At 37.6% G+C, this 26,122-nt stretch carries 29 protein-coding genes; 8 read left to right on the forward strand and 21 right to left on the reverse strand.

The genetic code is table 11. From position 1 onward, the window contains the following. Positions 1–4: 4 nt before the first annotated feature. The gene (rsfS, locus tag J8L85_RS17070; RefSeq protein ID WP_047244669.1) at positions 5–382 is read right to left on the reverse strand and encodes a ribosome silencing factor; all 378 of its coding nucleotides are present in this window, start codon (positions 380–382) and stop codon (positions 5–7) included. 93 nt (positions 383–475) lie between these two features. Here rsfS and J8L85_RS17075 point away from each other — a divergent pair, with 93 nt between their 5' ends. After that, the gene (locus J8L85_RS17075; RefSeq protein WP_211019339.1) at positions 476–1,207 is read left to right on the forward strand and encodes a biotin--[acetyl-CoA-carboxylase] ligase; all 732 of its coding nucleotides are present in this window, start codon (positions 476–478) and stop codon (positions 1,205–1,207) included. Here the strand turns inward: J8L85_RS17075 and J8L85_RS17080 are convergent. Then, the gene (locus J8L85_RS17080; RefSeq protein ID WP_211019340.1) at positions 1,204–1,596 is read right to left on the reverse strand and encodes an SRPBCC family protein; all 393 of its coding nucleotides are present in this window, start codon (positions 1,594–1,596) and stop codon (positions 1,204–1,206) included. The two genes, J8L85_RS17075 and J8L85_RS17080, sit on opposite strands and share 4 nt — an antisense overlap. A gap of 4 nt (positions 1,597–1,600) precedes the next feature. Beyond that, complete coding sequence (pyrE, locus tag J8L85_RS17085) at positions 1,601–2,242, reverse strand: orotate phosphoribosyltransferase (protein WP_211019343.1); 642 nt, start codon at positions 2,240–2,242, stop codon at positions 1,601–1,603. A gap of 7 nt (positions 2,243–2,249) precedes the next feature. Between pyrE and J8L85_RS17090 the strand changes: the two genes are divergently transcribed. Then, on the forward strand, positions 2,250–2,840 hold the full coding sequence (locus tag J8L85_RS17090; protein WP_211019345.1) for an NUDIX hydrolase: 591 nt from the start codon (positions 2,250–2,252) through the stop codon (positions 2,838–2,840). 17 nt (positions 2,841–2,857) lie between these two features. Here J8L85_RS17090 and J8L85_RS17095 read toward each other — a convergent pair whose 3' ends face one another. The 5 genes from J8L85_RS17095 to J8L85_RS17115 form a co-directional block, all read right to left on the reverse strand. Next, complete coding sequence (locus J8L85_RS17095; protein WP_211019347.1) at positions 2,858–4,609, reverse strand: M14 family metallopeptidase; 1,752 nt, start codon at positions 4,607–4,609, stop codon at positions 2,858–2,860. Positions 4,610–4,687: 78 nt separating this feature from the next. Continuing rightward, complete coding sequence (locus tag J8L85_RS17100; protein ID WP_211019349.1) at positions 4,688–5,092, reverse strand: response regulator; 405 nt, start codon at positions 5,090–5,092, stop codon at positions 4,688–4,690. After that, positions 5,079–6,929, reverse strand: a complete 1,851-nt coding sequence (locus J8L85_RS17105; protein ID WP_211019351.1) for a PAS domain-containing protein — start codon at positions 6,927–6,929, stop codon at positions 5,079–5,081. Before J8L85_RS17105 ends, J8L85_RS17100 begins: the two co-directional genes overlap by 14 nt. 527 nt (positions 6,930–7,456) lie before the next feature. Further along, the gene (gene coaD / locus J8L85_RS17110) at positions 7,457–7,915 is read right to left on the reverse strand and encodes a pantetheine-phosphate adenylyltransferase (RefSeq protein WP_211019354.1); all 459 of its coding nucleotides are present in this window, start codon (positions 7,913–7,915) and stop codon (positions 7,457–7,459) included. Positions 7,916–7,946: 31 nt separating this feature from the next. Beyond that, on the reverse strand, positions 7,947–8,921 hold the full coding sequence (locus J8L85_RS17115; protein WP_211019356.1) for a D-alanine--D-alanine ligase: 975 nt from the start codon (positions 8,919–8,921) through the stop codon (positions 7,947–7,949). A gap of 171 nt (positions 8,922–9,092) precedes the next feature. Between J8L85_RS17115 and J8L85_RS17120 the strand changes: the two genes are divergently transcribed. The 4 genes from J8L85_RS17120 to J8L85_RS17135 all read left to right on the forward strand — a co-directional run bounded on the left by J8L85_RS17120 (position 9,093) and on the right by J8L85_RS17135 (position 12,043). Beyond that, positions 9,093–9,680, forward strand: a complete 588-nt coding sequence (locus J8L85_RS17120; protein ID WP_211019358.1) for a PASTA domain-containing protein — start codon at positions 9,093–9,095, stop codon at positions 9,678–9,680. Positions 9,681–9,682: 2 nt separating this feature from the next. Then, positions 9,683–10,711, forward strand: a complete 1,029-nt coding sequence (locus J8L85_RS17125; RefSeq protein ID WP_211019360.1) for an RluA family pseudouridine synthase — start codon at positions 9,683–9,685, stop codon at positions 10,709–10,711. A 149-nt stretch (positions 10,712–10,860) separates the two neighbouring features. Then, entirely contained in the window at positions 10,861–11,622 is a 762-nt protein-coding gene (gene yaaA, locus J8L85_RS17130) for a peroxide stress protein YaaA (RefSeq protein WP_211019362.1), read from the forward strand. Between the two features lie 55 nt (positions 11,623–11,677). Then, positions 11,678–12,043: a hypothetical protein gene (locus tag J8L85_RS17135; RefSeq protein ID WP_211019364.1), complete on the forward strand. Its 366-nt coding sequence runs from the start codon at positions 11,678–11,680 to the stop codon at positions 12,041–12,043. Position 12,044: 1 nt separating this feature from the next. On the opposite strand, the gene J8L85_RS17140 is transcribed toward J8L85_RS17135, so the two are convergent. Beyond that, a complete protein-coding gene (locus tag J8L85_RS17140; RefSeq protein ID WP_211019366.1) occupies positions 12,045–12,173 on the reverse strand; it encodes a 30S ribosomal protein THX in 129 nt (42 codons plus the stop codon). A 96-nt stretch (positions 12,174–12,269) separates the two neighbouring features. On the opposite strand from J8L85_RS17140, the gene J8L85_RS17145 reads away from it, so the two are divergent. Both J8L85_RS17145 and J8L85_RS17150 read left to right on the forward strand, forming a co-directional pair. After that, positions 12,270–12,929: a uracil-DNA glycosylase family protein gene (locus J8L85_RS17145; protein ID WP_211019369.1), complete on the forward strand. Its 660-nt coding sequence runs from the start codon at positions 12,270–12,272 to the stop codon at positions 12,927–12,929. Between the two features lie 302 nt (positions 12,930–13,231). Beyond that, on the forward strand, positions 13,232–15,778 hold the full coding sequence (locus J8L85_RS17150; protein WP_211019371.1) for a phosphoenolpyruvate carboxylase: 2,547 nt from the start codon (positions 13,232–13,234) through the stop codon (positions 15,776–15,778). Between the two features lie 148 nt (positions 15,779–15,926). Here the strand turns inward: J8L85_RS17150 and J8L85_RS17155 are convergent, their stop codons facing one another. The 12 genes from J8L85_RS17155 to J8L85_RS17210 all read right to left on the reverse strand — a co-directional run bounded on the left by J8L85_RS17155 (position 15,927) and on the right by J8L85_RS17210 (position 26,097). After that, the gene (locus J8L85_RS17155; RefSeq protein ID WP_211019372.1) at positions 15,927–17,429 is read right to left on the reverse strand and encodes a M20/M25/M40 family metallo-hydrolase; all 1,503 of its coding nucleotides are present in this window, start codon (positions 17,427–17,429) and stop codon (positions 15,927–15,929) included. A gap of 64 nt (positions 17,430–17,493) precedes the next feature. Further along, positions 17,494–17,709, reverse strand: a complete 216-nt coding sequence (locus tag J8L85_RS17160) for a hypothetical protein (RefSeq protein ID WP_211019374.1) — start codon at positions 17,707–17,709, stop codon at positions 17,494–17,496. A gap of 1 nt (position 17,710) precedes the next feature. Further along, positions 17,711–18,475, reverse strand: coding sequence for a tryptophan synthase subunit alpha (gene trpA, locus J8L85_RS17165; RefSeq protein ID WP_211019376.1), 765 nt, complete (start codon positions 18,473–18,475; stop codon positions 17,711–17,713). Positions 18,476–18,478: 3 nt separating this feature from the next. Then, a complete protein-coding gene (gene trpB, locus J8L85_RS17170; protein WP_211019377.1) occupies positions 18,479–19,663 on the reverse strand; it encodes a tryptophan synthase subunit beta in 1,185 nt (394 codons plus the stop codon). Between the two features lie 43 nt (positions 19,664–19,706). Then, positions 19,707–20,333 carry a phosphoribosylanthranilate isomerase gene (locus tag J8L85_RS17175; protein ID WP_211019380.1) on the reverse strand — a complete coding sequence of 209 codons (627 nt, stop codon included), beginning with the start codon at positions 20,331–20,333 and terminating at the stop codon, positions 19,707–19,709. Then, positions 20,330–21,112 carry an indole-3-glycerol phosphate synthase TrpC gene (trpC, locus tag J8L85_RS17180; RefSeq protein WP_211019382.1) on the reverse strand — a complete coding sequence of 261 codons (783 nt, stop codon included), beginning with the start codon at positions 21,110–21,112 and terminating at the stop codon, positions 20,330–20,332. The genes J8L85_RS17175 and trpC overlap by 4 nt, the downstream gene beginning before the upstream one ends. Next, positions 21,109–22,104, reverse strand: a complete 996-nt coding sequence (gene trpD, locus J8L85_RS17185) for an anthranilate phosphoribosyltransferase (protein WP_211019384.1) — start codon at positions 22,102–22,104, stop codon at positions 21,109–21,111. The genes trpC and trpD overlap by 4 nt, the downstream gene beginning before the upstream one ends. Before the next feature lie 56 nt (positions 22,105–22,160). Next, positions 22,161–22,739, reverse strand: a complete 579-nt coding sequence (locus J8L85_RS17190; protein ID WP_211019387.1) for an aminodeoxychorismate/anthranilate synthase component II — start codon at positions 22,737–22,739, stop codon at positions 22,161–22,163. 1 nt (position 22,740) lies between these two features. Next, positions 22,741–24,138 carry an anthranilate synthase component I family protein gene (locus J8L85_RS17195; RefSeq protein ID WP_211019389.1) on the reverse strand — a complete coding sequence of 466 codons (1,398 nt, stop codon included), beginning with the start codon at positions 24,136–24,138 and terminating at the stop codon, positions 22,741–22,743. A gap of 253 nt (positions 24,139–24,391) precedes the next feature. Continuing rightward, positions 24,392–24,973 carry a YceI family protein gene (locus J8L85_RS17200; RefSeq protein WP_211019390.1) on the reverse strand — a complete coding sequence of 194 codons (582 nt, stop codon included), beginning with the start codon at positions 24,971–24,973 and terminating at the stop codon, positions 24,392–24,394. A gap of 36 nt (positions 24,974–25,009) precedes the next feature. Continuing rightward, the gene (locus J8L85_RS17205) at positions 25,010–25,642 is read right to left on the reverse strand and encodes an NAD(P)H-dependent oxidoreductase (protein ID WP_211019391.1); all 633 of its coding nucleotides are present in this window, start codon (positions 25,640–25,642) and stop codon (positions 25,010–25,012) included. Between the two features lie 8 nt (positions 25,643–25,650). After that, positions 25,651–26,097, reverse strand: a complete 447-nt coding sequence (locus J8L85_RS17210) for a MarR family transcriptional regulator (protein WP_211019392.1) — start codon at positions 26,095–26,097, stop codon at positions 25,651–25,653. Positions 26,098–26,122 lie beyond the last annotated feature (25 nt).

Raw genomic sequence — 26,122 nt, forward strand, 5'->3', positions numbered from 1 at the left:
TTTTTTAGTGATTAATGCTACTTTCAATGGAGGTAAACTTTGCGTCTCCCCATAAACCCTCAATGTCGTAGAACTCTCTTACGTGTTTTTGGAATACGTGGACAACTACATTAACATAGTCCATCAAGACCCATTCGGCGTTGTCCTGGCCTTCTACGTGCCAAGGCTTGTCTTTAATAGCTTTGCTAACGGTTTTTTGGATAGAGCCTACAATCGCATTTACATGCGTATTAGAAGTACCATTACATATTATAAAGTAGTCGCAAACGGTGTTCTCGATTTCTCTCAGGTCAAGTAAGTCAATGTTTTGTCCTTTTACTTCGTCTATTCCCTGCAAAATCAATGCAATCAACTCATCTGCACTAGTTTTCCTTTTCTGCATTCAAAAGTTTTAGTTTTTACAAAGTTATTGTTTTTTTGCTCTTTTAGGCGTAGTTTTTAACAATTGATTAAAGTTTTCTAAAAGCCAGCCCATATGCAGATAATCAAACTTAGTGCCACGGAGTCCACTAATACCTATTTAAAAGAGCTTTGGAAACATGGTGAACTTGATGATTATACGGTGGTCGTAACTAAAGACCAAACCAAGGGTAAGGGGCAAATGGGGACGGTTTGGCAATCTGAACCGGGTAAAAACCTAACGTTCAGTGTTTTAAAATTGTTGGGTGATTTTGGTCTCAAAGATCAATTTCTTTTGAACGTGTACGCTTCCATGGCAGTTTATGATACACTTTATAACTTAGGAGTGCCAAGATTGGCTATCAAATGGCCTAACGACATTCTGTCAGGTTCGTCTAAACTATGCGGTATTTTAGTTGAGAATATTGTCTCTGGAACAAAAATTAAGGCGGCCATTGTCGGAATTGGCCTTAATGTGAACCAAACAAATTTTGCGGGAAATTTAAAAGCTTCTTCATTAAAGGTTATTGCCGATGCCCATTTTGATCTGGATGGTCTGTTAGGGCAAATTATTGAAAACCTTCAAAAATATTTTCAAAGCACCGATCCATCCAACCTTACCGATTTGTACAAGGGGTACCATTCGCGACTTTTTAGACGGGGGGTAGCAAGTACATTTCAAAAACCGGACGGGACTGTTTTCAGTGGTGTTATAGAAGGTGTTTCGCTTCAGGGCAAATTATTGGTAAGGCTCGCTGACGAACATATTCAAGAGTTTGACCTTAAAGAGGTAAAGTTGCTTTATTAAATGCTTTGCAGTTTGTTCGACAAGGCATTTATAAAATTGGTGATGGGTTTTTTTATCATCATGGCCATCATAGCGTTGAACTCACCGGAAAAACTAAGCACAACTTCACTTTTAGTCGCTTCAAGTTCGGTAATGTCGGCGGTAAGTGTAAAAGGTAATTTGTCACTGGCCGCACCTAGTACAAGTTTTGAGAATGGAGTCTGTTCCTTTCTTTCCAAGACTATTTCTGGCATTCCCTTAAGGGCGAACAAGAACCTGTTTTCGTTGATGACCTCGAACTTATCTATATTGTCCGGCATCAATTTTTCGAAATTGGCAAGATCGCTCAAAAATTCAAAAGTTTCTTGTGAACTTTTGCTAACGGTTGTTTTTGGTGTTTCTATAAACATAATTTTATTGTAGCCATTTTGATGGATTTTTTCTCCACTCCATCAAAGTGTTAAGTTGATCTTCTTTAATGTAATCGGTATCCGATGCCTGTTCAATTAAATAATCATAACTGCTTAAGGTGTGCAGCTCAACATCTTTTTCTTCAAAATTGTTGACGGCGACATCGAATCCGTAGGTAAATATAGCAAGCATACCTTTAATATTCGCTTTTTGCTCTTTAAGCGCATCTACGGCATTAAGGCTGCTTTTACCGGTGCTGATCAAATCTTCGATAACCACTACGGTCTGGTTTGGTGATAATAGGCCTTCGATTTGATTTTGTCTTCCGTGCGATTTAGGTTCTGGTCTAACATATATAAACGGAAGGCCTAGTGCATCTGCCACTAGGGCACCAATACCAATAGCGCCGGTTGCAACTCCTGCGATTACGTCGGGTTTGCCATACAGCAACTCTACTTGCTTAGCCATTTCTTCCCTGACATAATTACGAATAGCCGGATATGACAGTAAAATTCGGTTATCGCAATATATTGGAGATTTCCAACCAGAGGCCCATGTAAAAGGATTTTCTGGTTTCAATTTTATTGCATTAATTTGTAGCAGAAGCTCCGCTGTTTTTTTAGCTGTGTTCTTGTCTAAAACCATGTCGCAAATGTATAAAGTTTTTGTTAATGAATTGCCTTTGATTTTAACAAATAAACTCTCCGAAACAGCTAATGGCGAGTATTTTTTACTGAATCAAGAATCTATACAGAGTGCAATTAAGGCTTTAAAGAAAAAAAAGCTTGAAGAAGCGTACATCTATCATCCGAATCATGAAGAAATTCTTAAAAAGTTCACCAAAGAGATACCACTAATAGTTGCGGCAGGTGGGGTGGTAACCAATGATGAAGGTAAAGTGCTCTTTATTTATAGAAATGATAAATGGGACTTACCTAAAGGAAAACTGGATAAAGGGGAGTCTATAGAAGATTGTGCCATTCGCGAGGTAATGGAAGAAACCGGGGTGAAGAACCTTAGGATAGAAAATTTTCTAAGAACTACGTACCACATTTTTGGAAATAATGGTGTACCAACCCTTAAACAAGTGCACTGGTATGCAATGAAAACCGATTATTCCGGAAAGTTAAAACCACAAAAAAAGGAAGGTATCGTAAAAGTGAAATGGAAGGGCCCCAAAAAAATCAAGGAAGCCCTTCAAAATTCATATGTGAACATTAAAATTTTGTTCGAAGGCGATTGATCGATATTTTCTTAAACCTAATTGTCTTTTAAGACTCTGTAGATAGGGTACTGTTTGTGTGCTTTCTCATAAAGGTCAGAGCGCTCAAATATCCATTTTAGCTGAGCGTACCAGTTTTCCGAAAATTCGGTTTCCGCTTCTTTTTTTGCTTCAAATTCTTTCCGTAGTACGGTATCGTTCTCCAATAAATTAAGAGCGGTATCTTCAAATACATAGGGAGAAAAACCTTCTTTTTGCTGTAAAATAGTATCAAAGAAATTCCAATTAAAAAATGAGTCGGTGGCGGAAGGTTCCATGGTTTCCATAATGTACCTAAAACCGGGCTGGTCTGTATATACCACGACATCCCCTTCCTTAAAGTTGACCTGTTCCATAGTGGAGCTGGTACGGGTGTTGTAATGAAGGTAATGACCTTCGTAAGGGCTTTTTACCGTATTGTATTCCTCTATTCTGTACGATTCTACCTGTAATGTTGTGTCTTTTTTGATGAGTTCAAATTCAATGTCGTTCAAGGTAAGCAGGTCTATGGCCTTTTTCCATTGCTTTTTTATAATGTATGCCTCGGGAATTTTTACAGAATCCGTTGCTTTAAAATAATTATAGTAAACCACATTTTTGGTAAACGGTTTATCTCTATTGTACTTAAGTCTATTGTGGCCCGTAACTTGACTGATTATCGTATCTGCTTGGTAGCCTTTAAACTCAAGAACAGACGATTGTGTACTGTCTACGCCCCATTTGGTAGGGTAGTAATCCCAATTTAGGTGTCTGTTGCTCGCCTTTGTTCTTAGTTCTTTAATTTTTTCACCTTCTTTTTCTGAAATGGATATCATTTTTTCCATCAGCTTATAGGTGCCTTCTACTCTAGGTTTGTATGGTTTTAACATGTGTGTTTCTACCATCATGCCTAAAGTGTTCCATAATGTAGTATAGCCTGTAGAGTACCTAGGGTGGTCCATAAATTGTTGAAATCCTACTTCGGGAGGTTTGTTAAAGACATTTACATAAGGTGTTATACTCCAATCTGCCAACGACAAAGAGTCTTCTAGTGCGGGCATCAGGGTATTATGAAGATAGTTTCCTAGTTCACCGCCCAATTTATTGTGCTGGGTGAACAAATGGGTTAATGTGTATTGGTAATCGGCGCCATTACTTACGTGGTTGTCTATAAACAGATCAGGTTTTACTAGGTGGTAAATTTCAGCAAAGGTTCTGGCGTTTTTAGTATCGGCCTTTATAAAATCGCGATTAAGGTCGTAATTTAAAGCGTTGCCCCTGAACCCGTATGATTCCGGACCGTTCTGATTGGCCCTAGTGGTCGAGTTTCGATTGAGTGCTCCGCCAATGTTGTAAATAGGAATGGTAACTACCACGGTTTGTTCGGGACTGGATATTCTACCGCTCGCCAAATCACGGAACAAAAGCATAGTGGCATCAATGCCATCGCTCTCCCCCGGATGAATGCCGTTGTTTATTAACAATACCGTCTTGTTCTTTGTTATTTTGGTAAAATTAAAATCACCGTCCTTATTGTACGTGACAAGGTGAAGTGGTTTGTCGCTGTCGGTTTCCCCTATGGTCTGAATGTTTATTTCTGGAAATTCTTTGGCGAGTCTCAGGTAGAATTCTATCACCTCTTCGTACGTAGCCGTCTCTGATCCTTTGGAAGATTCAAAAGGTGTAATGAAATCTACTTCAATGTCTTCTACTTTGGATTCGCATGACAGAAAGATAATGGATAAAAAAAGAGGCACAAGCAATGTTCGCATAACCAATAAACTGTTTATTAGGTTTTTGTCCTAATGAGTTATTTTGGTAAAAATAATTAAAATCGATAAAAGCTTAGCCTATGCGATTTTTGTTATTTCGGCAATGTCATCTTTTTTCATGGGTTTATTGTTGAAGGTAATCAAATGGTGGGTTTGATCCTTGTAAGATTCCCATTTTTCTTTATCGTAAGGGTCTATAGATGAGGTTACTATGTTTATTCTTATTTTTTTGGGAATAGGAAGTTTGATAAATTCTTCTAAAAATTGCCAACCATCCATAATGGGCATATTTATGTCCAAAAAGATTACTTCTGGTATAGCTTCTGAATTTTGGAATCGTTTTGTTAGACCGTCCAATGCCACTTTTCCGTTTTCATAAGACTCTATTGTTTCGCATTCCACTGTGATGTTCAACATTTTGTGAATGCCAAAAATCGCAATAGGGTCATCGTCTACGATACTTATCAGCTTAAATTTTTTCATTAAAGAATATCTTAAAGGTTGTGCCTTTGCCTACTTCGCTTTCTACTTCAATTTTTCCTCCCATTGCTTCTACCTGGTTCTTGGTAATATAAAGGCCAATACCTCTAGCGTTTTGATGGTGGTGGAACGTTTTATACATTCCAAACAGTTTGTTTCCGTATTTTTTTAGATCTATACCCAGTCCGTTGTCTTGTATGGACAATATGGTAAAGTTACCTTCTTTTGTCAAATTTAGTATTAATTCCGGTCTTCTTTTGGGATGTTTGTATTTAATACCATTGGTGATGAAATTCATTAAGATACTGTCTAAATATGAAGGGACTGCTCTTAATATTTCGTCTTTTGATATATTGTTGGTAATTCTTGCTTGGTTGGAATTGATTAAATCTGATAGGTTTTTCTTCACCAAGGTAATTCTTTCGTAAAGGTTTACGTTTTTGATCTCTAGGTTAACATTTGTGCTAATAGCGACCACTTCGTTTAAGTTGTCAATGGTTTCAAGAAGATTCTTGGATGCGCTATCTAGCATGTTCAGAATTTTCTGTTTTTCATCTTCGCACTCTTCATGATGTAAAAAATCCAATAGCATAGAAAAGTTAGCCGTGTGCGATCTTAGGTTGTGAGAAACTATATGTGCGAAGTTGATCAGTTTTTTGTTCTGTAGAGAAGTAACATCTATAAGATTTCTAAGTTCTTTCTCTTTTTGTTTGATATTAGTAATGTCTAAGCTAATGCCGATTAGGCCATTTGCGTTACCACTTTCATCGTAAAGTGGAATTTTTGAACTCAGAAATATTGTTTGTGTACCGTCTTTTTTGGTGCAGATCAATTCTTCTCCTAGGATGGGGGTAAGATTTGTCATTACCCTAATGTCCTGTTCGGTATATGCACGGGCAGTTTCCTCATCGTATAGGTCGTAATTGTTCTTGCCCAATAGGTCGGTTTCACTATCGACTTCAAAGAACTCACATTCCGCCTTGTTAACCAGAATTTTTCTAGAATTTATGTCTTTGACATAAACGTTTAGAGGAAGATTATCGACTAGGGTCCTTAAGAGTTTTTCGTTTTTTTTGGTCTCTAAATGAGCGATTATTTGGTCGTTGATATCTTGAAAGGTGCCACTGAAACCAACTAGTTCCCCTTTCTTGAATATGGCCTTTCCGGTGGTCAATACCCATTTGTCTTTACCGGTAGCTGTGGTTATTTGTAGTTTTTCACTCCATGGGGTTCCTTTTTCCGAAGCTTCGTAAAGAGCCATGGAGATAGCATTTCGGCTATACCCTTCTTTGTAAAATTTAATGGCCGAATCAATGTCCGGAATATAATCGATGGGTACTTCATGAACTGCCTTGGTAATATCGCACCAACTTATCTTATTGGAGACAATGTCATATTCCCACCTACCTGTTTTAGAGCTTTTTGATTGCTGATTTAGTAGGTTTTTTGTTTTTTCGAGTTCTAGTTCGTTTTCAATGGATTCTGTTACATCGTTTATTTGGATGATGGCCCCAATAATATTTTCATTTAGATCGTACCAACATGTGTTAGACCATTCATACCATTTTTCTGTCTGGTTGGCATCAATATGTTTATGTACCCCTAAAGGTTTTGCTTGACCACAGAAACAGTCTTGTAGTACCTTTTTCCATTTATGGCTTACTTCTGGGAAAACATCGAATATGCTTTTCCCCAAGGTGTTATTATTGTCTTTTCCAAAAGTAATGGTCCATTTGTCCGAAGCATGAACGATCTTAAATGTTCTATCAATAAAAACAGTTAAGGTAGGTAGTTGCTTTATTAGGTATGACGTTGGTTGGATTTGGGGGTCTTTCAACATATTGTTGTAATTTCTTACAAATATATCAGAGCTTTGTATTTAAGATCAATCTTTGTTGTGAACTGGCATATATTTGTGGTTTTGCAAATGTTTTGGTCGGTAAATGGTTATTGTTTGCCGTGTTTTGTATTAGCGGCAAAATGTTACAACCTTACTTCGTGCGTTTTTTTGGAATCTTCGGAGTGTCAATTTGATGGTCTTTTTTAGGGGATAAGGAATAAAAAAAACGAAGGTTTCTTTTTTGTTCTTTCTTTTGTCAAGACCAATATCGGACTTGTCGTTTACTATATTTACGACAGAGCAATTTGTATAGCTGTTCATCACCATCATTATCTTTTAGCCATTATTTTTGTTCAATTGCCTAGAAATCAATTTCATTGTGATTTCCGTAGATATTACATCTATAAAAAGAGCAATATCTTTACATAAAAGTAAGAATATTCTGTTATTTTTTCTACAAAAGAAGCGGTAATTTATTAGCAGATAGGTGTTGATAAATAGTAAAAAGAAGGCTACTTGGCACGGGTTTAAGAAGTTATTCGCACCGAATCGGGTACTAGGCCGGTGTAATCCCCGCCGTTACGGATTACATCTCTTACAATAGATGAACTTATATAGGATTTTCCTGAAGAGGTAAGCAAGAATACGGTTTCTATTTCCGACAGTTTACGGTTGGTGTGCGCAATGGCCTTTTCAAATTCGAAATCTGCCGGATTTCGCAATCCTCTTAATATATAATTTGCTTCAACCTTCTTGCAGAAATCGACCGTAAGACCTTCATAGGTAAGGACTTTTATTTTAGGTTCATCGGCAAAAGCCTTTTTTATGAACGACATTCGTTCTTCCAGCGAAAACATGTATTTTTTTTGAGCGTTTTTTCCAATAGCGATTATGAGTTCGTCGAATAGTGTAATACCTCGCATGATAATATCATGATGGCCTAACGTAAGGGGGTCAAAAGAACCGGGAAAAATTGCACGTCTCATAATAGTGGAAAATTATTTAAAGGTAGTTATTTTAATGAAGAACTTCGTTGATTGCATTTTCAAAAAGGCGGGGAAGGTCTATACCGGCTTCCATTGCTTGTTTGGGCAGTATGCTCTCGGCCGTTAATCCAGGGGTTGTATTTACCTCTATTAGATGGGGGTCGTCACCGATGAAAATAAATTCACTTCTAGAAAATCCTTTTAATTTAAGAACAGTATAAATTTTTTCTGCTAGGGCAGAGACATTTTGTTCTTGGGTCTTGGAAATTCTTGCCGGTGTTATCTCTTGTGATTTACCTTCATATTTTGCTTCGTAATCAAAAAAGTCGTTTTCAGAAACAATTTCCGTGATGGGTAAAACTTTTGTTTTTCCTTCAAAAGTAATAACACCTACAGATACCTCGATACCATCCAAAAAACCTTCGATAATAATCTCGTCGTCTTCTTTAAAAGCGATGTCTATTGCTTTTTGCAGTTCTTCTTGCTTGTAGACTTTAGAAATACCATAGCTACTACCAGCTTTGTTCGCTTTTACAAAACAGGGCAACTGTACCGTATCTATAATATCCTGTTCATTTATTTCATCGCCCTTGTTAAGGTAATATGAAGGGGCAGATTTAACACCGTAGGGCTTTAGTACACTTAATAGATCTCTTTTGTTAAAGGTAAGTGCCGACTGATAAAAATCGGATGAAGTATGTGGTATTTTCAATAATTCAAAATACGCCTGCATTTGACCATCTTCTCCGGGCGTGCCGTGGATTGCATTAAAAACACAATCAAATGATATTTTTTTATTGTTGATCTCTACAGAAAAGTCATGTTTGTTAATAGGGGTTTCTTCCCCTTTTTCATTTACATAGACCCATTTTTCCTTGAATATATGTACAGGGTACAAATCAAATTTATCCTTATCTAAATTATGGTACACTACCATACCACTATTTAGCGATATTTTATACTCGCTAGAATAGCCACCCATTATAATCGCTATCTTTTTCTTCATCGGGAATAGAAAAAAGTTGTTAAAGATGCAAAGATGTGTTATTCCCATTAAACAAAAAAGGAAGTATTGTTTAACCTGATGATATTTGTAAAAGAATATCCGCTAACATTTAAAAATGAGGTTTAATTGGTAAATAGGCATTTATTATATTTGTACGATTAAAAACACCAAATGAGGAATTTCTTAAGTTTTTTAAAGAGTAAAACATTTCTAATTCAGTTAGGGCTTGCATTCGTAGTCTTATTGTTGTTGGTGTTCTTTACAATGAGGTGGCTAAATAGTACCACGAATCATGGAGAATTTGTGGAGGTGCCCGACTTTTCCAAACTTTCCGTTATGGAAATGCGTCAATCTGTAGAAAAGACAGGGTTGCGTTATGAAGTGGTGGATTCTGCAAATTACAACCCCGATTATCCAAAGTTTTCCATCATTGAGCAAAACCCTTCGGCCGGTACGAAGGTCAAAACAAATAGGAAAATATATTTTACCGTAAACCCGTCGGGATACAAGAAAGTTACCGTTCCCAATATAATACAGGTGACCAAAAGAAACGCTTCCTCTATGTTAAAGGCAGTGGGGCTAGATGTTCAAAGGGTTACCTATATAGACCAATTAGGTAAAGATATGGTCTATTATATCAAGTACAAAGGAAAAGATATTAAGCCAGGGGACAAGCTACCAAAAACCTCGAAAATTGAATTGATATGCGGTAACGGCAATATTACTGACGGCGCTAGAATTCAGTCCGATTCTGAATAAATATGACATCTACTTTAAATCCGGAACCCGAAGACAACGACCTTTTTGAGCACCATAGATTTGTGGCTTCAAAAGGGCAAGAACCATTAAGGGTCGATAAATTCTTGATGAATTTTATTGAGAACGCTACAAGGAACAAAATTCAGCAAGCGGCTAAGGAAGGACATGTTTGGGTAAACGATACCATCGTAAAATCGAACTATAAGGTAAAGGCCGGAGATGAGGTGAAAGTGCTGTTCGAGCACCCACCACATGAGTATTTGTTGGTGCCAGAGGATATTCCCATAGATGTGGTCTATGAGGATGATGTTCTTTTGGTGGTCAATAAACCTGCAGGTATGGTAGTGCACCCTGGCCATGGCAACTATTCTGGTACGCTGATAAATGCATTGATATACCATTTTGAGAATTTACCGGCCAATAGTAATGAGCGTCCAGGTTTGGTCCATAGAATAGATAAGGATACTTCGGGGCTTTTGGTCATAGCGAAGACAGAGGCCGCCATGACCCATTTGGCAAAGCAGTTCTTCGACAAAACCTCGCAAAGAGAATATATTGCCCTAGTTTGGGGCAATATGGAAGATGATGAGGGTACCATAGAAGGTAATGTGGGCAGAAATCCTAAAAATAGGCTTCAAATGCATGTTTTTCCAGAAGGGGAAGAAGGCAAAGAGGCGGTTACCCATTACAAGGTGCTAGAAAGGTTAGGTTATGTAACTTTGGTTTCCTGTAGACTAGAAACCGGTAGAACCCATCAAATAAGGGTGCACATGAAATACATTGGGCATACCTTGTTCAATGATGAGCGCTATGGAGGGGACAAAATTTTAAAGGGTACCACTTTTACCAAGTACAAGCAGTTTGTAGAAAACGCGTTTAAAGTTCTGCCAAGACAGGCATTACATGCCAAAACACTCGGTTTTGTGCATCCTGTTACGGGAAAGCAGATGTATTTTGATTCCGAAATACCCGAAGACATGCGATTATGCATAGATAAGTGGAGAAACTACAGTAAGAATAGTATAGAATAGATATTGTCAATATCGCTATCATAACTCTTTTTGAACATCAATAGCTTTTACCTGAAAACCTAATTATTTTTGAGGTACGAATAGTTGAATGTTTTTTTATCTATTTGCAAAGAAGATTATCTTTAAACAGGTTTAAAATTGAATTTCCGATGAAAATTGTAATATCGCCCGCCAAATCGTTAGATTTTGAGAGTAATTTACCGACTCAAAAATTTTCTCAACCCGTATTTCTGGAAGAGGCCCAAAAACTTAATAAAGTATTGGCCAAGAAAAAACCAAAGGCCCTTTCTGAGCTTATGTCCATTTCCGATAATTTAGCTCAGTTGAACTGGGAAAGGAATCAAAATTTCTCAACACCGTTTACCCCAGAAAATGCAAGACCTGCAGTGTATGCATTTAACGGGGATGTATACCAAGGTTTGGATGCCTATACCATTAAAGAGTCGCAATTAGAAGATTTACAAAATACCCTGCGTATCCTATCTGGTCTTTATGGTGTTTTAAAACCATTGGACCTGATGCAACCTTACCGTTTGGAAATGGGGACTTCTTTAAAGGTTGGAAGAAAGAAAAACCTATATGAGTTCTGGAAAAATACACTTACCGATTACCTGAACAGCGAACTCGAGGATGATGAGCTATTCGTTAATTTGGCGAGTAATGAATATTTTGGCGCCATTGATGCTAAAAACTTGAAAGTGCCTGTTATTGCCCCTGTTTTCAAGGATTGGAAAAATGATAAACTGAAAGTAATCAGTTTTTACGCTAAAAAGGCAAGAGGCTCAATGGTGCGCTATATTTTAGATAATAAGGCGAAAAGTTTAGACGATATTAGAGGATTTAATTTAGACGGATACCAATTTAGTGCCGAGCATACCTTAAAAGAAAACCAACCTGTATTTGTTAGGTAAAATATAATGTCCAAGATTTCGTTCTGTTAGTATAATTATATATGTTAATAATACTATGAAAAGGTTCTTGGCGATATTGGTACTGTTTGTTGCGGTGGTTTCTTCATGTACAGATAGGGATGATGAGGTAGATTTGGTAAATATTCGTATTAAGAACGATACCGATTTCTCGTTTACCGAAGTAAGAATCATAGAAAAAGACACAGTATATGAAAATATACCCGCGGGCGAATTCTCCGATTATTATGAATTTGAGAGTGCCGCCGAAGAGATGCAACTAAGCATTGTAACAGATTCTACCACCTACAATTATTCGCCGAGCCAAGCGGTAATAGATTCTTTACCTATCGGTTTTTATACCTACGAGTTGGCAATTGATGAGGAAAATCAGATAGATTTCAACTTTAGAATAGACTATTGATCTATTTTTTCTTGCTTATTTTTATTTTTTCTTCGATAGTTGGTCTTCTTTTTATTTTTTTAGGTCGTCTGGCACCATAAGAATTATTGGCTATTTTACCTCGTTTTGATTTTTTGTCCCCTTTTCCCATAATCGTGCTGTTTTTAATAATCTTAAAGTTAATAAATTAGACGAAAAATAACTATTTGATTATCTTATAGTCTTGTCAATATAAAGAATAGTCGATTTGTTCGTACATACACATCCTTATGAGCCTTTCTTGTTTAAAGGGGCCACAAAACTTATAGTAGGTACCTTACCGCCCCCAAGGTTTACCACGGGAGATTTAAAAGAAGGGGATGTAGATTTTTGTTATGGTAGTAGAGATGGCCAATTATGGCCTATACTGAATAATATCTTTGATTTAAAGCTGCCTTTTGAGACCACTCAGGAAGCCATAGAGAAACGTAAGTCTTTTTTGGTAAAACGTAAAATCGGAATATGTGATATCGTTGCTTCCGCGGTACGGCACAAAGTGGATGCCTCCGATTTGGGAATGCAAGATATTAAATTAAGAAACCTGTTGGTATACCTAGAAAAATATCTGAATATAGAAACCCTATTGTTTACCGGAGGCAATAGCAAAAACGGCCCGGAATATTTATTTAGAAAACACTTAAAGGCAAACAATGTCGTTCTTGAAAAACTGTCCGATGTGGTACCTAGGATCCATAGGTTTGTTCATCCTAGAACAGAAAGGGAAATTCGTACGATATCTTTGATAGCGCCTTCTGGGGCAGCCAATAGGGCCGTAGGTAGCCTAGCGTCATATAAAAGGTTGAAGGCCGAAGATCCATCGTTCAACACATTAGATTTCAGGATTATGCAGTACAGGAAATTCTTTTGAGTTTTATGCTTTTTTGTGACACCATTTCTACAAACTAAAAAGAGTCTCGCTTTTGGCAAGACTCTTTTACGAGAACACTATATGAAAATGAAAAAAATTATTTACTTAACTACAAGGTAAAACTAAGTCGGTTTTGTAGAATAGTTGAATTATTGTTGTCAAAACTGTTGTTTTTGTGGTAAAGGAAATCTATTTTGTTATTTAAGAATATTCGTGCCCATGATTACTCTAGAATATCGATATTTATATTCTAAAATGAGATTCCATGAATGTCTAAACAATAGAAAAATAACGAACGTTATATGCAACAATCAGAAAGATTAGAGGAGTTTAAAAAGTCTGTACAGAATAAGTTCAATGTATACAATAGTCTATTTCTTAATTTACCTTATAGACACATTGAAAATGTTGGTATGTTGATTCCTCTGTTAATGGATCAATCTCAGAAGCGACTTAAAGAGGGGTTGAACCCAAAAGAGATTTTAGAGGAGTTTTTTGAAAAATACGCGGATCTAAAATCTGAGGAAGAGAGAATAGACTTTATGTTTCGCATCATTCAGTACGTAGAGAGACAGGTGGTTTTGTACGATAGTGTAGAAGATGCGGCTTTTCCTAAATTACATAGACATACAAGTTCTTTGTCTCTTAGAGATTATTTTCAGTTGGTTGAAAGAAACGGTACTTGGGAGAATATAGGTGATAAACTTAATAATTTTAGTGCTAGAATAGTGCTTACGGCACACCCGACACAATTTTATACACCTGCCGTTCTAGATATAATTACGAATCTTAGAACGCTTATTTTAGAAGATAGGATAGACGAAATAGATGTGGCCTTGCAACAACTGGGGCTTACATCGTTGATCAATGCAAAAAAACCAACTCCGTTAGATGAGGCAAAAAATATTATATACACCTTACGGCATGTATATTATGATGCCATAGGAGATTTATATGCCTATATAAAAGGGAGTGCGGGATCATGGAATTTTGAGAACCACGATATTGTGAAATTAGGTTTTTGGCCAGGAGGAGATAGGGACGGAAACCCTTTTGTTACAGCCAAAATTACTAAAGACGTAATGAACGAGCTTCGGCTAACGTTGATGAAATGCTATTATAACGATTTAAAACGCTTACAGTATAAGCTTACTTTCAAAGATGTTCAAGAGCCCTTGAATAAACTGAGAAGCAATCTATATACGGCGATGTTCGATAGCTCAAAAGATGTAGGTTATGATGATATCATAAATCCTTTGCTTCAAATAAGGGAGGCTTTGGTAAATAAATACCATAACCTTTATTTAAAGGATTTGGATAAATTTATCGATAAGGTAAAAATATTTAAAACCCATTTTGCAACCATTGATATTAGGCAAGACCATAGCATTCATACTAAAGTGATGAATGAAGTGCTAAAGAAAAAGGGATTTGTAAAAGAGAACGTTCAAGAATTATCGGAAGAAGAACTGATTGAGATTTTAATACATGAGAATTTTGAACTGGCTCCAGAAGATTTTGAAGAGGATATAGTAAAAGATACTATTGTCAACATTTCTCAATTGCCCGTAATACAGAAAAAGAACGGGGAAGAAGGTTGTAATAGGTATATTATTAGTAATTCCGAGGATATATACAGTATTCTATTTGTATATGCATTGTTTAGATGGTGCGGTTGGGGCGATAAAAAAATAACCTTTGATATTGTTCCTTTGTTCGAGACGATGAACGGAATGGAAAATGCCGAAGCAACCATGCAGCAACTTTTTGATCTAGAGGTGTACAGACAACATCTTGCCGCTCGCGGAAACAAACAAACAATAATGTTGGGCTTCTCGGACGGTACCAAAGATGGAGGGTATCTTAAGGCGAATTGGTCTATATTAAAAACTAAGGAAACACTCTCAGATGTTTGTAACAAGAATGGTATTTCTGCTATTTTCTTTGATGGTAGGGGAGGTCCACCAGCAAGGGGTGGAGGAAAAACACACCGTTTTTATGCGGCCCAGACCAGTAAAGTGGCCAATAATGAAATTCAGTTGACCATTCAAGGGCAGACCATTACCAGTACGTACGGAACAAAAGAACAGTTTATTTATAATAGCGAACAGTTGTTGACGGCTGGCCTATCCAATACCATATTAGGTAAGGAAATTACAATTTCTGAAGAATCAAGAAAACTTATAGAAGAACTGTCCGAACTCAGTTTTGCCAAATACGATGCCTTAAAACATCATGATAAGTTTATGCCGTACTTGGAGAATATGAGTACCTTAAAATATTATACCAAGGCAAATATTGGAAGTAGACCGGGCAAACGTGGTAACAAGGCGAAATTGGAGTTGACAGACCTAAGGGCAATATCTTTCGTTGGTTCTTGGAGCCAGTTAAAACAGAATGTTCCGGGGTACTTTGGTATCGGTTCTGCGCTAAAGAAATGGGATGATGAAGGAAGATTCGCGGAAGCCAAAAAATTGTATGACGAAGTACCATTTTTTCAGGCCTTGATGATGAACAGTATGATGAGTCTTTCTAAATGTTATTTTGAGCTGACCAGCTATATGAAAGAGGACAAGGAGTATGGTGAATTTTGGGATATTCTATATGATGAGTACAAACTTTCTAAAAAGATGTTGTTGAAACTTTCAGGTATGGAGATTCTTATGGAGAAAGAAGCCATTTCGAGAGAGTCTATCAAAATTAGGGAAAATATTGTTTTGCCATTATTGGTGATACAGCAATATGCCTTGCAAAAAATTGGTAATGGCTCTCCACATAAAGAGCTCTATGAGAAAATTGTTACACGATCCCTGTATGGTAACATTAATGCAAGTAGAAACTCTGCATAGTCTTACATTCTTATAATAAAAAAAAGACCCGGGCTTTTATAATAGCTCGGGTCTTTTGTGTTATACCTTAAGTTCTAATATGGTTGATGAAATATATTGTTTGTTGATTCAAGGTTTTTGTAGCCTTCTGTAAAAAGGTGTTATCTTATTATTCGGTAGGGGCGGTACTCAGAATTTCATAAAAAACTTGAATACCATAGGCTATTTGTCCGATTCGTATATTTTCATTTGGGCTGTGCTGATTGTTGTCGGCATTTACAAGAGGAACGAGAAACGCGGGAATCTTAAGCTCGTTTACAAAAGGGGCTATAGGCACGGTACCTCCCATGGTTCTGATCTGCACCACTTCTTCGTTGAACTTGTTTTTAAGGGTATTAACTATAAAATTGCCGTATGGGTTGTTGAGGTCGGTTCTAAAAGCATCTGTTACGGATCCTTCTTTTATCATGACAATTTTGTCGTGTGCCAGTCTTTGGTCTTTGGTAGGCTCTGTTTCCGTAATAAAGAAACCTTGTTTTTTAATATGTTCTTTTACAAGTGATTTTAGCCTGTTTCCGTCGGATTCCGGTACCAATCTCATGTCCAATTCTGCTGTAGCTGTAGCGGGAACAATGGTTCTGGCCTGTTCTCCGATCCATCCTGAACCTAGTCCGCGCAAGTTTAAACTTGGAAACTGCAAGGCCTCTTGGTAAAAACTACCGACTTTGTCGGCAGACTTAAATTGTAACCTGTCGGCAATTTCTTGGTCGTTGTCCGGCACACTTTTTAATATGTTCTGGGTAGTCTCGTCCATGCTGATACCATCATAGTAACCTGGTATCAAAACTCGCCCATCATCATCTTTGAGAGTGTCCAGTAATTTTGCGAGCTCAAAACCGGGGTTCGGGGCAAAATTGCCATAGTGTCCGCTATGTTGAGGTTTTATGGGGCCAAAAGTAGTTAGAGACATGGTAGTGATGCCTCGGCAACCATAGACTACCGTAGGCATTCCAGAGCTATGTACCGGACCATCGTTGATAATCAAAAAATCGGCCATTAACAATTCTCTGTATTGTTTTACCGCTTTTGGTAATGGTTTGCTGCTTTTTTCTTCTTCACTATCAAGAATGACCTTAATGTTGAAAGGAATATCGACATGGTCCTTTTTTAATAGGTCCATAGCGTTTAAGAACATTACAATAGGGCCCTTGTCGTCTGATGTAGACCTGCCAAATAAACGCCAATCATAGTCAATGTCATCGTTTAGGTCGGCAAAGGATTCGTTTTTCCAGCCATCACCATTTTTAGATTTTAATGCTATTTCATATGGGTTTCTTTGTTCCCACTTGGCCGGATCTACCGACTGACCGTCCAGATGCATATAAAAAAGAATGGTAGGTTTGTTGTCATCCATAGGGAGTGCAGCGAAAAACAACGGGAGGTTTTCCGTTTCCAGTATGCTTGTATTAAATCCCCTTTGGTCAAATTTATTTCGCAGCCAAATAATATTGGCATCTATGTCATCGGCGTTTGTAGCATCGTTGGGTATTGCTACAAAATCTTTTAATTCGTCGATACTATGCCTTACTTGAGATTTTAGGGTGGTTGAATCTTGAGAAGATGCGGTATGGTTAACGGCAAACAATACTAATAGGAAGTATAATTTTTTCATGGAATAAAATAGTAGAATATTTAGAAAAGTATTCTATTAATATGAGTTCTACAAGGCAATAGCGTTAATTTTTAAAAAGATTGAGTGCAATCTTTCGCAGTAGGAGAACAAATGGAAATCCGTGTAGAAGTACATCGAACCAATCCATAAATTTCATGCCATTGGCACCCCCGGCGATCCATTTGATCTTGCCCCATAAATGAGGTTCGGGAAAAAATGGTGCCAAGCCTAAAGTAAGGCAAAGTAAAATAATTAGTTTCCAGTTGTTTATAAAGTCCATATTATCGTATCGATTTTATAAAAGATTCAATATTGTCCGTTCCGTTAGCGGTAAGATGCTTAATAAAAGCGGAGCCTATGATGGCACCTTTAGCGGTTTTGGTAGCTTGGACAAAGGTTTTTTTGTCTTTGATTCCGAAACCGACTATTTGTGGATGTTTTAGGTTAAGTGATGCAATGCGCTTAAAATAGCTTTCCTGTTCCTTGCCAAAACCTGATTTAGAACCTGTAACACTTGCAGAACTGACCATATATATAAATCCGTTAGAAGCGGCATCTATTTTTTTGATGCGATCCTCACTGGTTTGCGGTGTAATCAAGAATACGTTGGTCAGTCCATACTTTTTAAAAATAGCTTCGTATTGTTCTTGGTAAACATTCAAGGGTAAATCGGGAATTATTAATCCGTCTATTCCTATTTCTTGACATTTTTTACAAAATTCCTCGACACCAAATTGTAACATGGGGTTGAAATATCCCATAATTATAAGGGGAATTGAAACCGTTTTTCTGATGTCCTGTAACTGCTCGAACAGAATTTCTGTGGTCATCCCATTTTTAAGTGCGGTTGTAGAACTATCCTGTATGGTAGGGCCGTCGGCCAAAGGGTCGCTAAAAGGGAGCCCTATCTCTATCATGTCTACACCACTGTTTTCTAAATCTTGAATAATCTTAACGGTGTCGTTCAAGTGCGGGTATCCTGCGGTAAAATAGATGGATAGTAGTTTTTTGTCCGAATTTAGTTTTGTATGTATTCTATTGTTCATTGCTTAGGCTAACTTAAAATAGTCAATATATGTCTGTAAATCTTTATCGCCACGACCAGATAGGCTAATTACCAAGATATCGTCCGGGTCAAATTTTTTGTGTTTAAAAATAGCTAGGGCATGTGATGATTCTATGGCCGGAATAATACCTTCCAATTTTGAAAGTTCTAAACCGGACTCCATGGCTTCATCGTCCGTTGCCGAATAAAACTCGGCCCTGCCAGATTTGTATAAATGTGAGTGCATTGGTCCTACTCCCGGGTAGTCGAGACCTGCGGATATGGAATAGGGCTCGGTAATTTGGCCGTCGTTCGTCTGCATCAACATTGTTTTGCAGCCATGTATAATTCCTACTTTTCCTAAAGCCGAGGTGGCTGCACTTTCTCCTGAGTTGACGCCTTTTCCTGCGGCTTCTACCGCAATAATACCTACTTCTGTATTATCTAAGAAATGGTAATAGGTACCGGCGGCATTGCTGCCTCCACCAATACAGGCTATAACATAATCAGGGTTCTCTCTTCCTTCCTTTTCTTTTAACTGCCATTTTATCTCTTCGGAAATAATAGATTGAAAACGGGTAACCATATCAGGGTAGGGGTGAGGTCCAATGGCCGAGCCGATAATATAATGGGTGTCTACAGGATTGTTGATCCAGTCTCTAATAGCTTCGTTTGTGGCATCTTTAAGGGTTCTACTACCCGAAAGTGCGGGTCTTACTTCGGCACCCAACATTTTCATGCGTGCCACATTGGGTGCTTGTCTGGCAATATCTACCTCTCCCATATATACCACACATTCAATACCTGTTAGTGCACATACCGTAGCTGTGGCTACACCGTGTTGACCAGCCCCGGTTTCGGCAATGATTCGGGTTTTTCCCAAGCGTTTGGCCATTAATATCTGTCCAATGGTATTGTTTACCTTATGCGCACCGGTATGGTTCAGGTCTTCTCTTTTTAAATATATTTTCGCCCCATGTTTATCAGAAAGGCGCTTGGCATAATATAAGGGAGAAGGGCGACCTACATAGTCTTTCAATAATTGATGGAATTCTTTCTGAAAAGATTCCTCGTACATGATTTCTATATATTTTTGCCGTAGTTCCTCTACGTTCGGATATAACATTTCAGGTATAAATGCCCCTCCAAACTCACCATAATATCCTTTTTCGTCTACATGATATTTCATAATACTTTTACTTAGTAATGTATATTAATTCTCATATTGGGTGCTATATGTTCAATATGGATTTGAATTCTTTTAATTTCTCTATATTCTTTAGGCCAGGCTTATCCTCAAATTTACTGTTAACATCGAGGGCATGACAATATTTGGATTCTGGTCTGTTCAGAAATGATTTAATATCCGCTACATGTTCCAAGCCTATTCCTCCACTTAAAAAATAGGGCTTTTGCGATGGGTAATCTTTTAACAGCTTCCAATCAAAGGTATATCCATTTCCTCCGGGCAGTTTGCCTTTGGTGTCAAATAAATAAAAATCGCACACGTCTTCATAGGGTTCCAATGTAGAAAAGTCGAATTGATCATTGACGGAAAATACTTTGATGACCGCTACGGTTTCATTGGAAAGTTCTTTTCTTAGTTGGGCACAGTATTCTGGAGTTTCCTTACCATGTAGTTGAATACCGCTTAAAGTATGGCTTTTTACTTTTTCAAGAACGTCTTTTATCGGTGCATCTACGAAAACACCGAATTTTTCTATTGCCGAAAGTTTGCCCGTTAGAGAACCTTGGTAGTAACGGGAAGAAGGCTCCCAAAATATAAACCCCATATAGTCGGGTTGCAATTCTGCAACTTCTTGAGGGTTATATTTCATGCCACAAATCTTTAGTTTCATGATAGTTCTTGAATAAATTTTGATGCACTTAGTCCAGGGTTTTCCGTTTTCATAAAATTTTCCCCTATTAAAAAACCTTGAAAATCGTATTCTCGCAAAGTTTTAATTGCGTCAATGGAACTGATGCCACTTTCAGATACTTTTACGAACTCGTCGGGAATTAAGCCCGACAGTTTTTTGCTGACATCGAGGCTTACCTCAAAAGTTTTAAGATTTCGGTTGTTTACTCCCAACATGTCCAAGCTGGGCATAACTGATTTGTTCAATTCTTCCTCGTTATGTACTTCTAGCAGTACGTCCAATCCCAAGCTTTTGGCCAATTCCGAGAAAGTTTTAATTTCAGGCCTTGTCAATACAGCGGCAATTAATAAGATAACATCGGCGCCATATGCCTTGGCCTCGATTATTTGATATTCATCGATAATGAACTCTTTTCGTAATAATGGCATTTCTACCGTGGCCCTTGCCAATAACAGGTCTTCGATGGATCCACCAAAGTATTTAATATCCGTTAGAACACTCATACCACATACACCTGCTTTTTGGTAACCTTTCGCTACTTGGCCAACATTGGTATTTTGGTTGATGGTGTCTTTTGAGGGAGAGCGCCTTTTGTGTTCTGCAATAATACCGGTAGAACTTTGTTTTAGTGCTTTTGATAAGGATTTTCCTTTTCTGTCGAAAAGTACAGAACGCTCTAATTGTGTAGTAGGAATTACGGCTTTTTTTAAAGCTACCTCTTTATACTTATCGGCAATTATTTTGTCCAGGATATTCATGACGCACTGATAGATTGTAATTTTTTTAAAGCCTCTAAACCTTTACCGCTTCTAAGCGATTCCATGGCCTGCTCAAAACCTTCTTTTGGTGAAATATTTTTAACGGTACTAATGGCAACCCCCGCATTGGCACAAACTACGTTATTTTGAGCTTCGGTTCCCTTACCATGCAATACATCCATAAAAATATGAGCGGATTCTTCAATGCTTTCACCGCCTTTTATTTCTTGGGCGGTAATGGTATCTATGCCAAAATCTGAAGGTTTTAGCATTGTTTCCGTACCATTGGATATGGTTTTGGTATCACCGGTAAGACTGATCTCATCATATCCGTCCAGGGCATGTAATACCGTAAAGTTTTTGTCGGTGTTTTGATATAGGTACCCATACATCCTGGCCAGTTCTAGGCTAAAAACACCCACCATCTGGTTCTTTGGAAAGGCGGGGTTAACCATGGGGCCCAACATGTTAAAAAATGTTTTTACCGCTAATTCTTTTCTGATGGGTGCTACGTTTTTCATGGCAGGATGAAATAGAGGGGCGTGTAAAACACAGATTCCTGCGTCCTCAATAGATTTTTTTAAGAAATCGGAATCGTTGCTGAATTTAATTCCCAAGAACTCCATTACATTGCTACTACCACATTTTGAGGAAACTCCGTAATTGCCATGTTTGGTAACGTGTACACCTGCGCCGGCAGTTACAAAAGATGCCAAAGTAGAAATGTTAAAGGTGTCTTTGCCATCACCACCGGTACCGCATAAATCTATAGGATTATAGTCAGATAGGTCAACGGCGAGGCACAGATCTAAAAGGGCGTCCCTAAACCCTTCCAATTCTTCAATGGTGACACTACGCATCATATATACTGTTAAGAATGCCGCAATTTGACTGGTGTTGTAGTCGCCCTTGGCAATGTTTACCAAAACCTGTTTGGCATCCTCTTTTTCCAGTATTTCGTGATTGATCAGTTTATTTAAAGTTTCTTTCATTTTACTAAAGATTGTGATAATGGGTAATTAAAGGCGAACGATTGATACCTTGTGAATTATTTTTTTGGGCCATGATCGATCCAATTCTTTAACATTTGTTTTCCCTGTGGTGTTAACACCGATTCTGGGTGAAATTGGACCGCCCTAACATCGAAATCCTTATGTTTTATAGACATTATTTGTCCGTTTTTGTCCAAAGAAGTCGCTTCTAGGCAATCCGGTAGTTTTGGGTCTACTACCCACGAATGGTAACGGCCGATTTCTATTTCTTTAGGCATTCCTTCAAAAATATAATCTTGCTGTACTATATCTATTTTCGAGGAAACACCGTGGTAGACTTCGTCCAAATTTACCAAGCTGCCCCCAAAAACTTCGGCAATGGCCTGTTGCCCGAGGCAAACACCTAAAATTCTTTTAGAGGAAGCGTATTTTTTTATAATAGGTTTTAATAGGCCTGCCTCATCGGGAATACCAGGCCCGGGCGAGAGAACTATTTCGGCGTAATCATCTACTTCTTCAATACTTAGCTGGTCGTTACGCTTTACCACAACTTCGCAATTAAGATCCTCTAGATAGTGCACTAGGTTGTATGTGAAACTATCATAATTGTCTATCATTAATATCTTTCTTCCCATGTTAGATAGTTTCAGCTATTTCTAAAGCTTTGTTCAATGCTCCTAGTTTATTATATGTTTCCTGTAGCTCATCATCGGCATCGGAAGCAGCTACAAGGCCTGCACCTGCCTGAAAGTGAAGCTCATGGTTTTTGCTTAAAAAGGTTCGGATCATTATGGCGTGATTAAAGTTTCCTTTAAAATCCATAAAACCAATTGCACCACCGTAATAACCACGGCTTGTTTTTTCGTATTTCTCGATAAGTTGCATGGCCATATGTTTTGGGGCACCACTCAAGGTGCCTGCCGGAAATGTATCCGCAACAATTTTTAGCGTCGGTATATCGGTTTTTTTAATTCCGGTAACCTTGGATACCAAATGTATTACATGCGAAAAATATTGTACCTCTCTATAGGTGTCAACGTTTACCATGTTTCCGTTACGGCTAAGATCGTTGCGGGCGAGGTCTACCAACATAACGTGCTCACTGTTTTCTTTGTCGTCCTCAGCAAGTTTTTTTGCCAATTCCGCATCTTTTTCATCATTACCGGTACGTTTGTAGGTGCCCGCGATAGGATGAATTTCCGCTTTGCCGTTTTTGACTATAAGTTGGGCTTCCGGTGAACTACCGAAAATTTTAAAATCCCCATAATCAAAAAAGAACAGGTAAGGTGAAGGGTTAATAGAACGTAATGCCCTATAAACGTTGAATTCATCGCCCTTGAATTTTTGAGAAAACCTTCTAGATAGTACCAATTGAAATACATCGCCTCGTTTACAATGTTTCTTTGCCAGTTCTACATGTTGCTTGTATTCGTCGTCTTCAAGATTGGTCTCGACTTGGCCTTCTTTGGAAAAATTATAGGATGCAAAGGTTCTTACATTTAGCAAACGCTCTATAGCCAATATATTGTTATCGGTCTCGTAACAATGCGCAAATATGTACGCCTCGTTCTTAAAATGGTTTATGGCTATTATGTTTTGATAAACGGCATAGTAAATATCTGGAATATCGACCGAATTTTCTTTTCGTGAAATTTCTATGTCTTCAAAATACCGAACGGCGTCATAGGCCATAAATCCAAAAAGACCGTTAGTGATAAATTTATAGTCTTGATCGGTTACTTTAAAGTTTTTTCCAAAAGAATCGATTTCCTTTAGAACCTCTTTAGGGTCGTTTACATCTAAAGTGTCTTTAGAGCCATCAGGAAATTCTTTAATGATTTTTTCGTTCTGTACCTTAATAGAGGCTATTGGATTACAGCAGATATAAGAGAAACTGTTGTCATTGGCATGGTAATCACTACTTTCCAATAAAATACTGTTGGGGTATTTGTCCCTTATTTTTAAATATACACTGACCGGAGTAATGGTGTCCGCCAGTATTTTTTTTGAATAGGTCTTAAGTGTATAGTGCATGATAAACGTTATAAATTAAAAAAGGCTTGTCGTGATGACAAGCCTCTATATTTTTTTCAATGGAGTACTAGCTCACGAATGCTGTCGTAAGTTGTTCCACCACCAAGTATTTTTCATTGTTTTCATTGCATCAAATATAGGAAGGAAATTTAAAGGTGCAAATTTTCTGTGCTTAAAATTAAAAATCCCCTTGAAAAAGACTTCAAGGGGATTAATAAACACTAACCATCAATGATCGTTGTCTTGTAGCCGCTTATAGAGCTAGGTCAACAACTAGATCAAATTCGTCATAAATAGTTTTGTCTCCCAGGTTATCAAAAAAGCTTCCCGAACCGTATCTTACATCATATTTAGCCCTATCTACTTTTAAAGTAGCCGTAGCTTTGTTTTCATATAAAGATACTACAAAGGTGACGGGTTTTGTGGTGCCTTTTATTGTTAGGTCACCTGTAACCGAATAAGAATTTTTGTTCATAGGTTCCACTGAGGTGAAAACCAATTTTGCCGTTGGGTATTTAGTTACACCAAAAAAATCGTCAGACTTTAAGTGTCCTTCCAGTTTTTCTTTGCCATTGCCGGCGGTCATGTCCAAGTTTGTTATAGTGGTCATGTCTACCACAAATTCACCACCTGTTAGTTTGTTCTTGTCTATAATAAGGTGGCCCGATTTAAGGGCTATTGTGCCTTCGTGAGAACCGGTAACCTTGTAACCTTTCCATGTGATTTTGCTTTCGCTTACTTTCACCTCTTTTTTCTCTCCATCAATAGGGGAGTTAGCGGTAGCCGTAAATCCGAAAACCAATGCTAATGCTATGCTAAATACTGCTTTTTTCATCGTTTTAAATTTAATTGTTTTTGTTAATAATTGTAGTTATAAATGGGTAAATAATTTTTCTTTTGAATATCTGACTTTCGGAAAATGTTGAGTGTCGTCTTTTTCCGATCTGTATCCTATTGGTAATACGACGACCGTACTTAGGTTTTTATCCGTAAGACCTAGTATTTCATCATATTTTTCACTGACAATACCCTCTATAGGGCACGTGTCTATTTTTAAATAAGCGGCTACCGTTAAAATATTGCCTAGGGCTAAGTACACTTGTCTAGAAGTCCAATTGTTCTTTTCTTCCCCGGACAAAAACATAAGTTTCGATTTCATGAAATCGGCGTAACCTTTTATCGATTTGTGCTCTATAGCTCTTGTTTTTATTACATTATCTATATATTCATCTACCAACTCTTCTCCAAACGATTTTTTAATGGTAAAAACGATAAGATGGGAGGCATCGGTAATTTGTGGCTGGTTCCAAGAGACCGACTTTAATTTCTCTCTAATTTCTTTGTCTTCTATTACATATATATGATAAGGTTGCAATCCGTATGAGGATGCGCTAAGTCTTGTGGCTTCCAATAGGGTTTCCAAGTCCTTGGGACTCACCTTTTTTGTTTCGTCAAAAAATTTGGTCGCATACCGCCAATTCAGGTCTTTGATAATTTTACTCATAATCAATTTTAAAATTTATCGAGTAAAAGGTTCAGTTCTTTTAATTCCTCTTTGTTAAAGTTTTTTAGTATCCGTTTTTCAGTTTCAAATAGTATGCCATCAATTTTGTTTAAGATGTCTAATCCTTGTTCCGTTATTTTTATTTCTACTTTTCTTCTGTTGATTTTACATACTCTTCGGCTGACATATCCTTTTGATAATAATTTGTCTACCAATCTTGTGGTATTGCTCATTTTGGTGACCATTCTATCGTTTATGGTCGAAAGATTGGCAGGTGTATCTCCTTGTCCTCTTAAAATTCGTAACACGTTAAATTGTTGAACGGATATTTCAAAAGGTTTTAATGCAAGTGAAATTTGATCGTTCACTTTATTATAAACTAAAGATAAGTGGATAATGGTTCGTTTGTCCAAAGCAATCCTCTTATCCGTTTTTATGACTTCCTCTACATTCATGTGTAAACAATAATTGTATATACAA

Origin of the sequence: Maribacter sp. MMG018 (assembly GCF_018100785.1) — a bacterium.
Lineage (GTDB): Bacteria > Bacteroidota > Bacteroidia > Flavobacteriales > Flavobacteriaceae > Maribacter.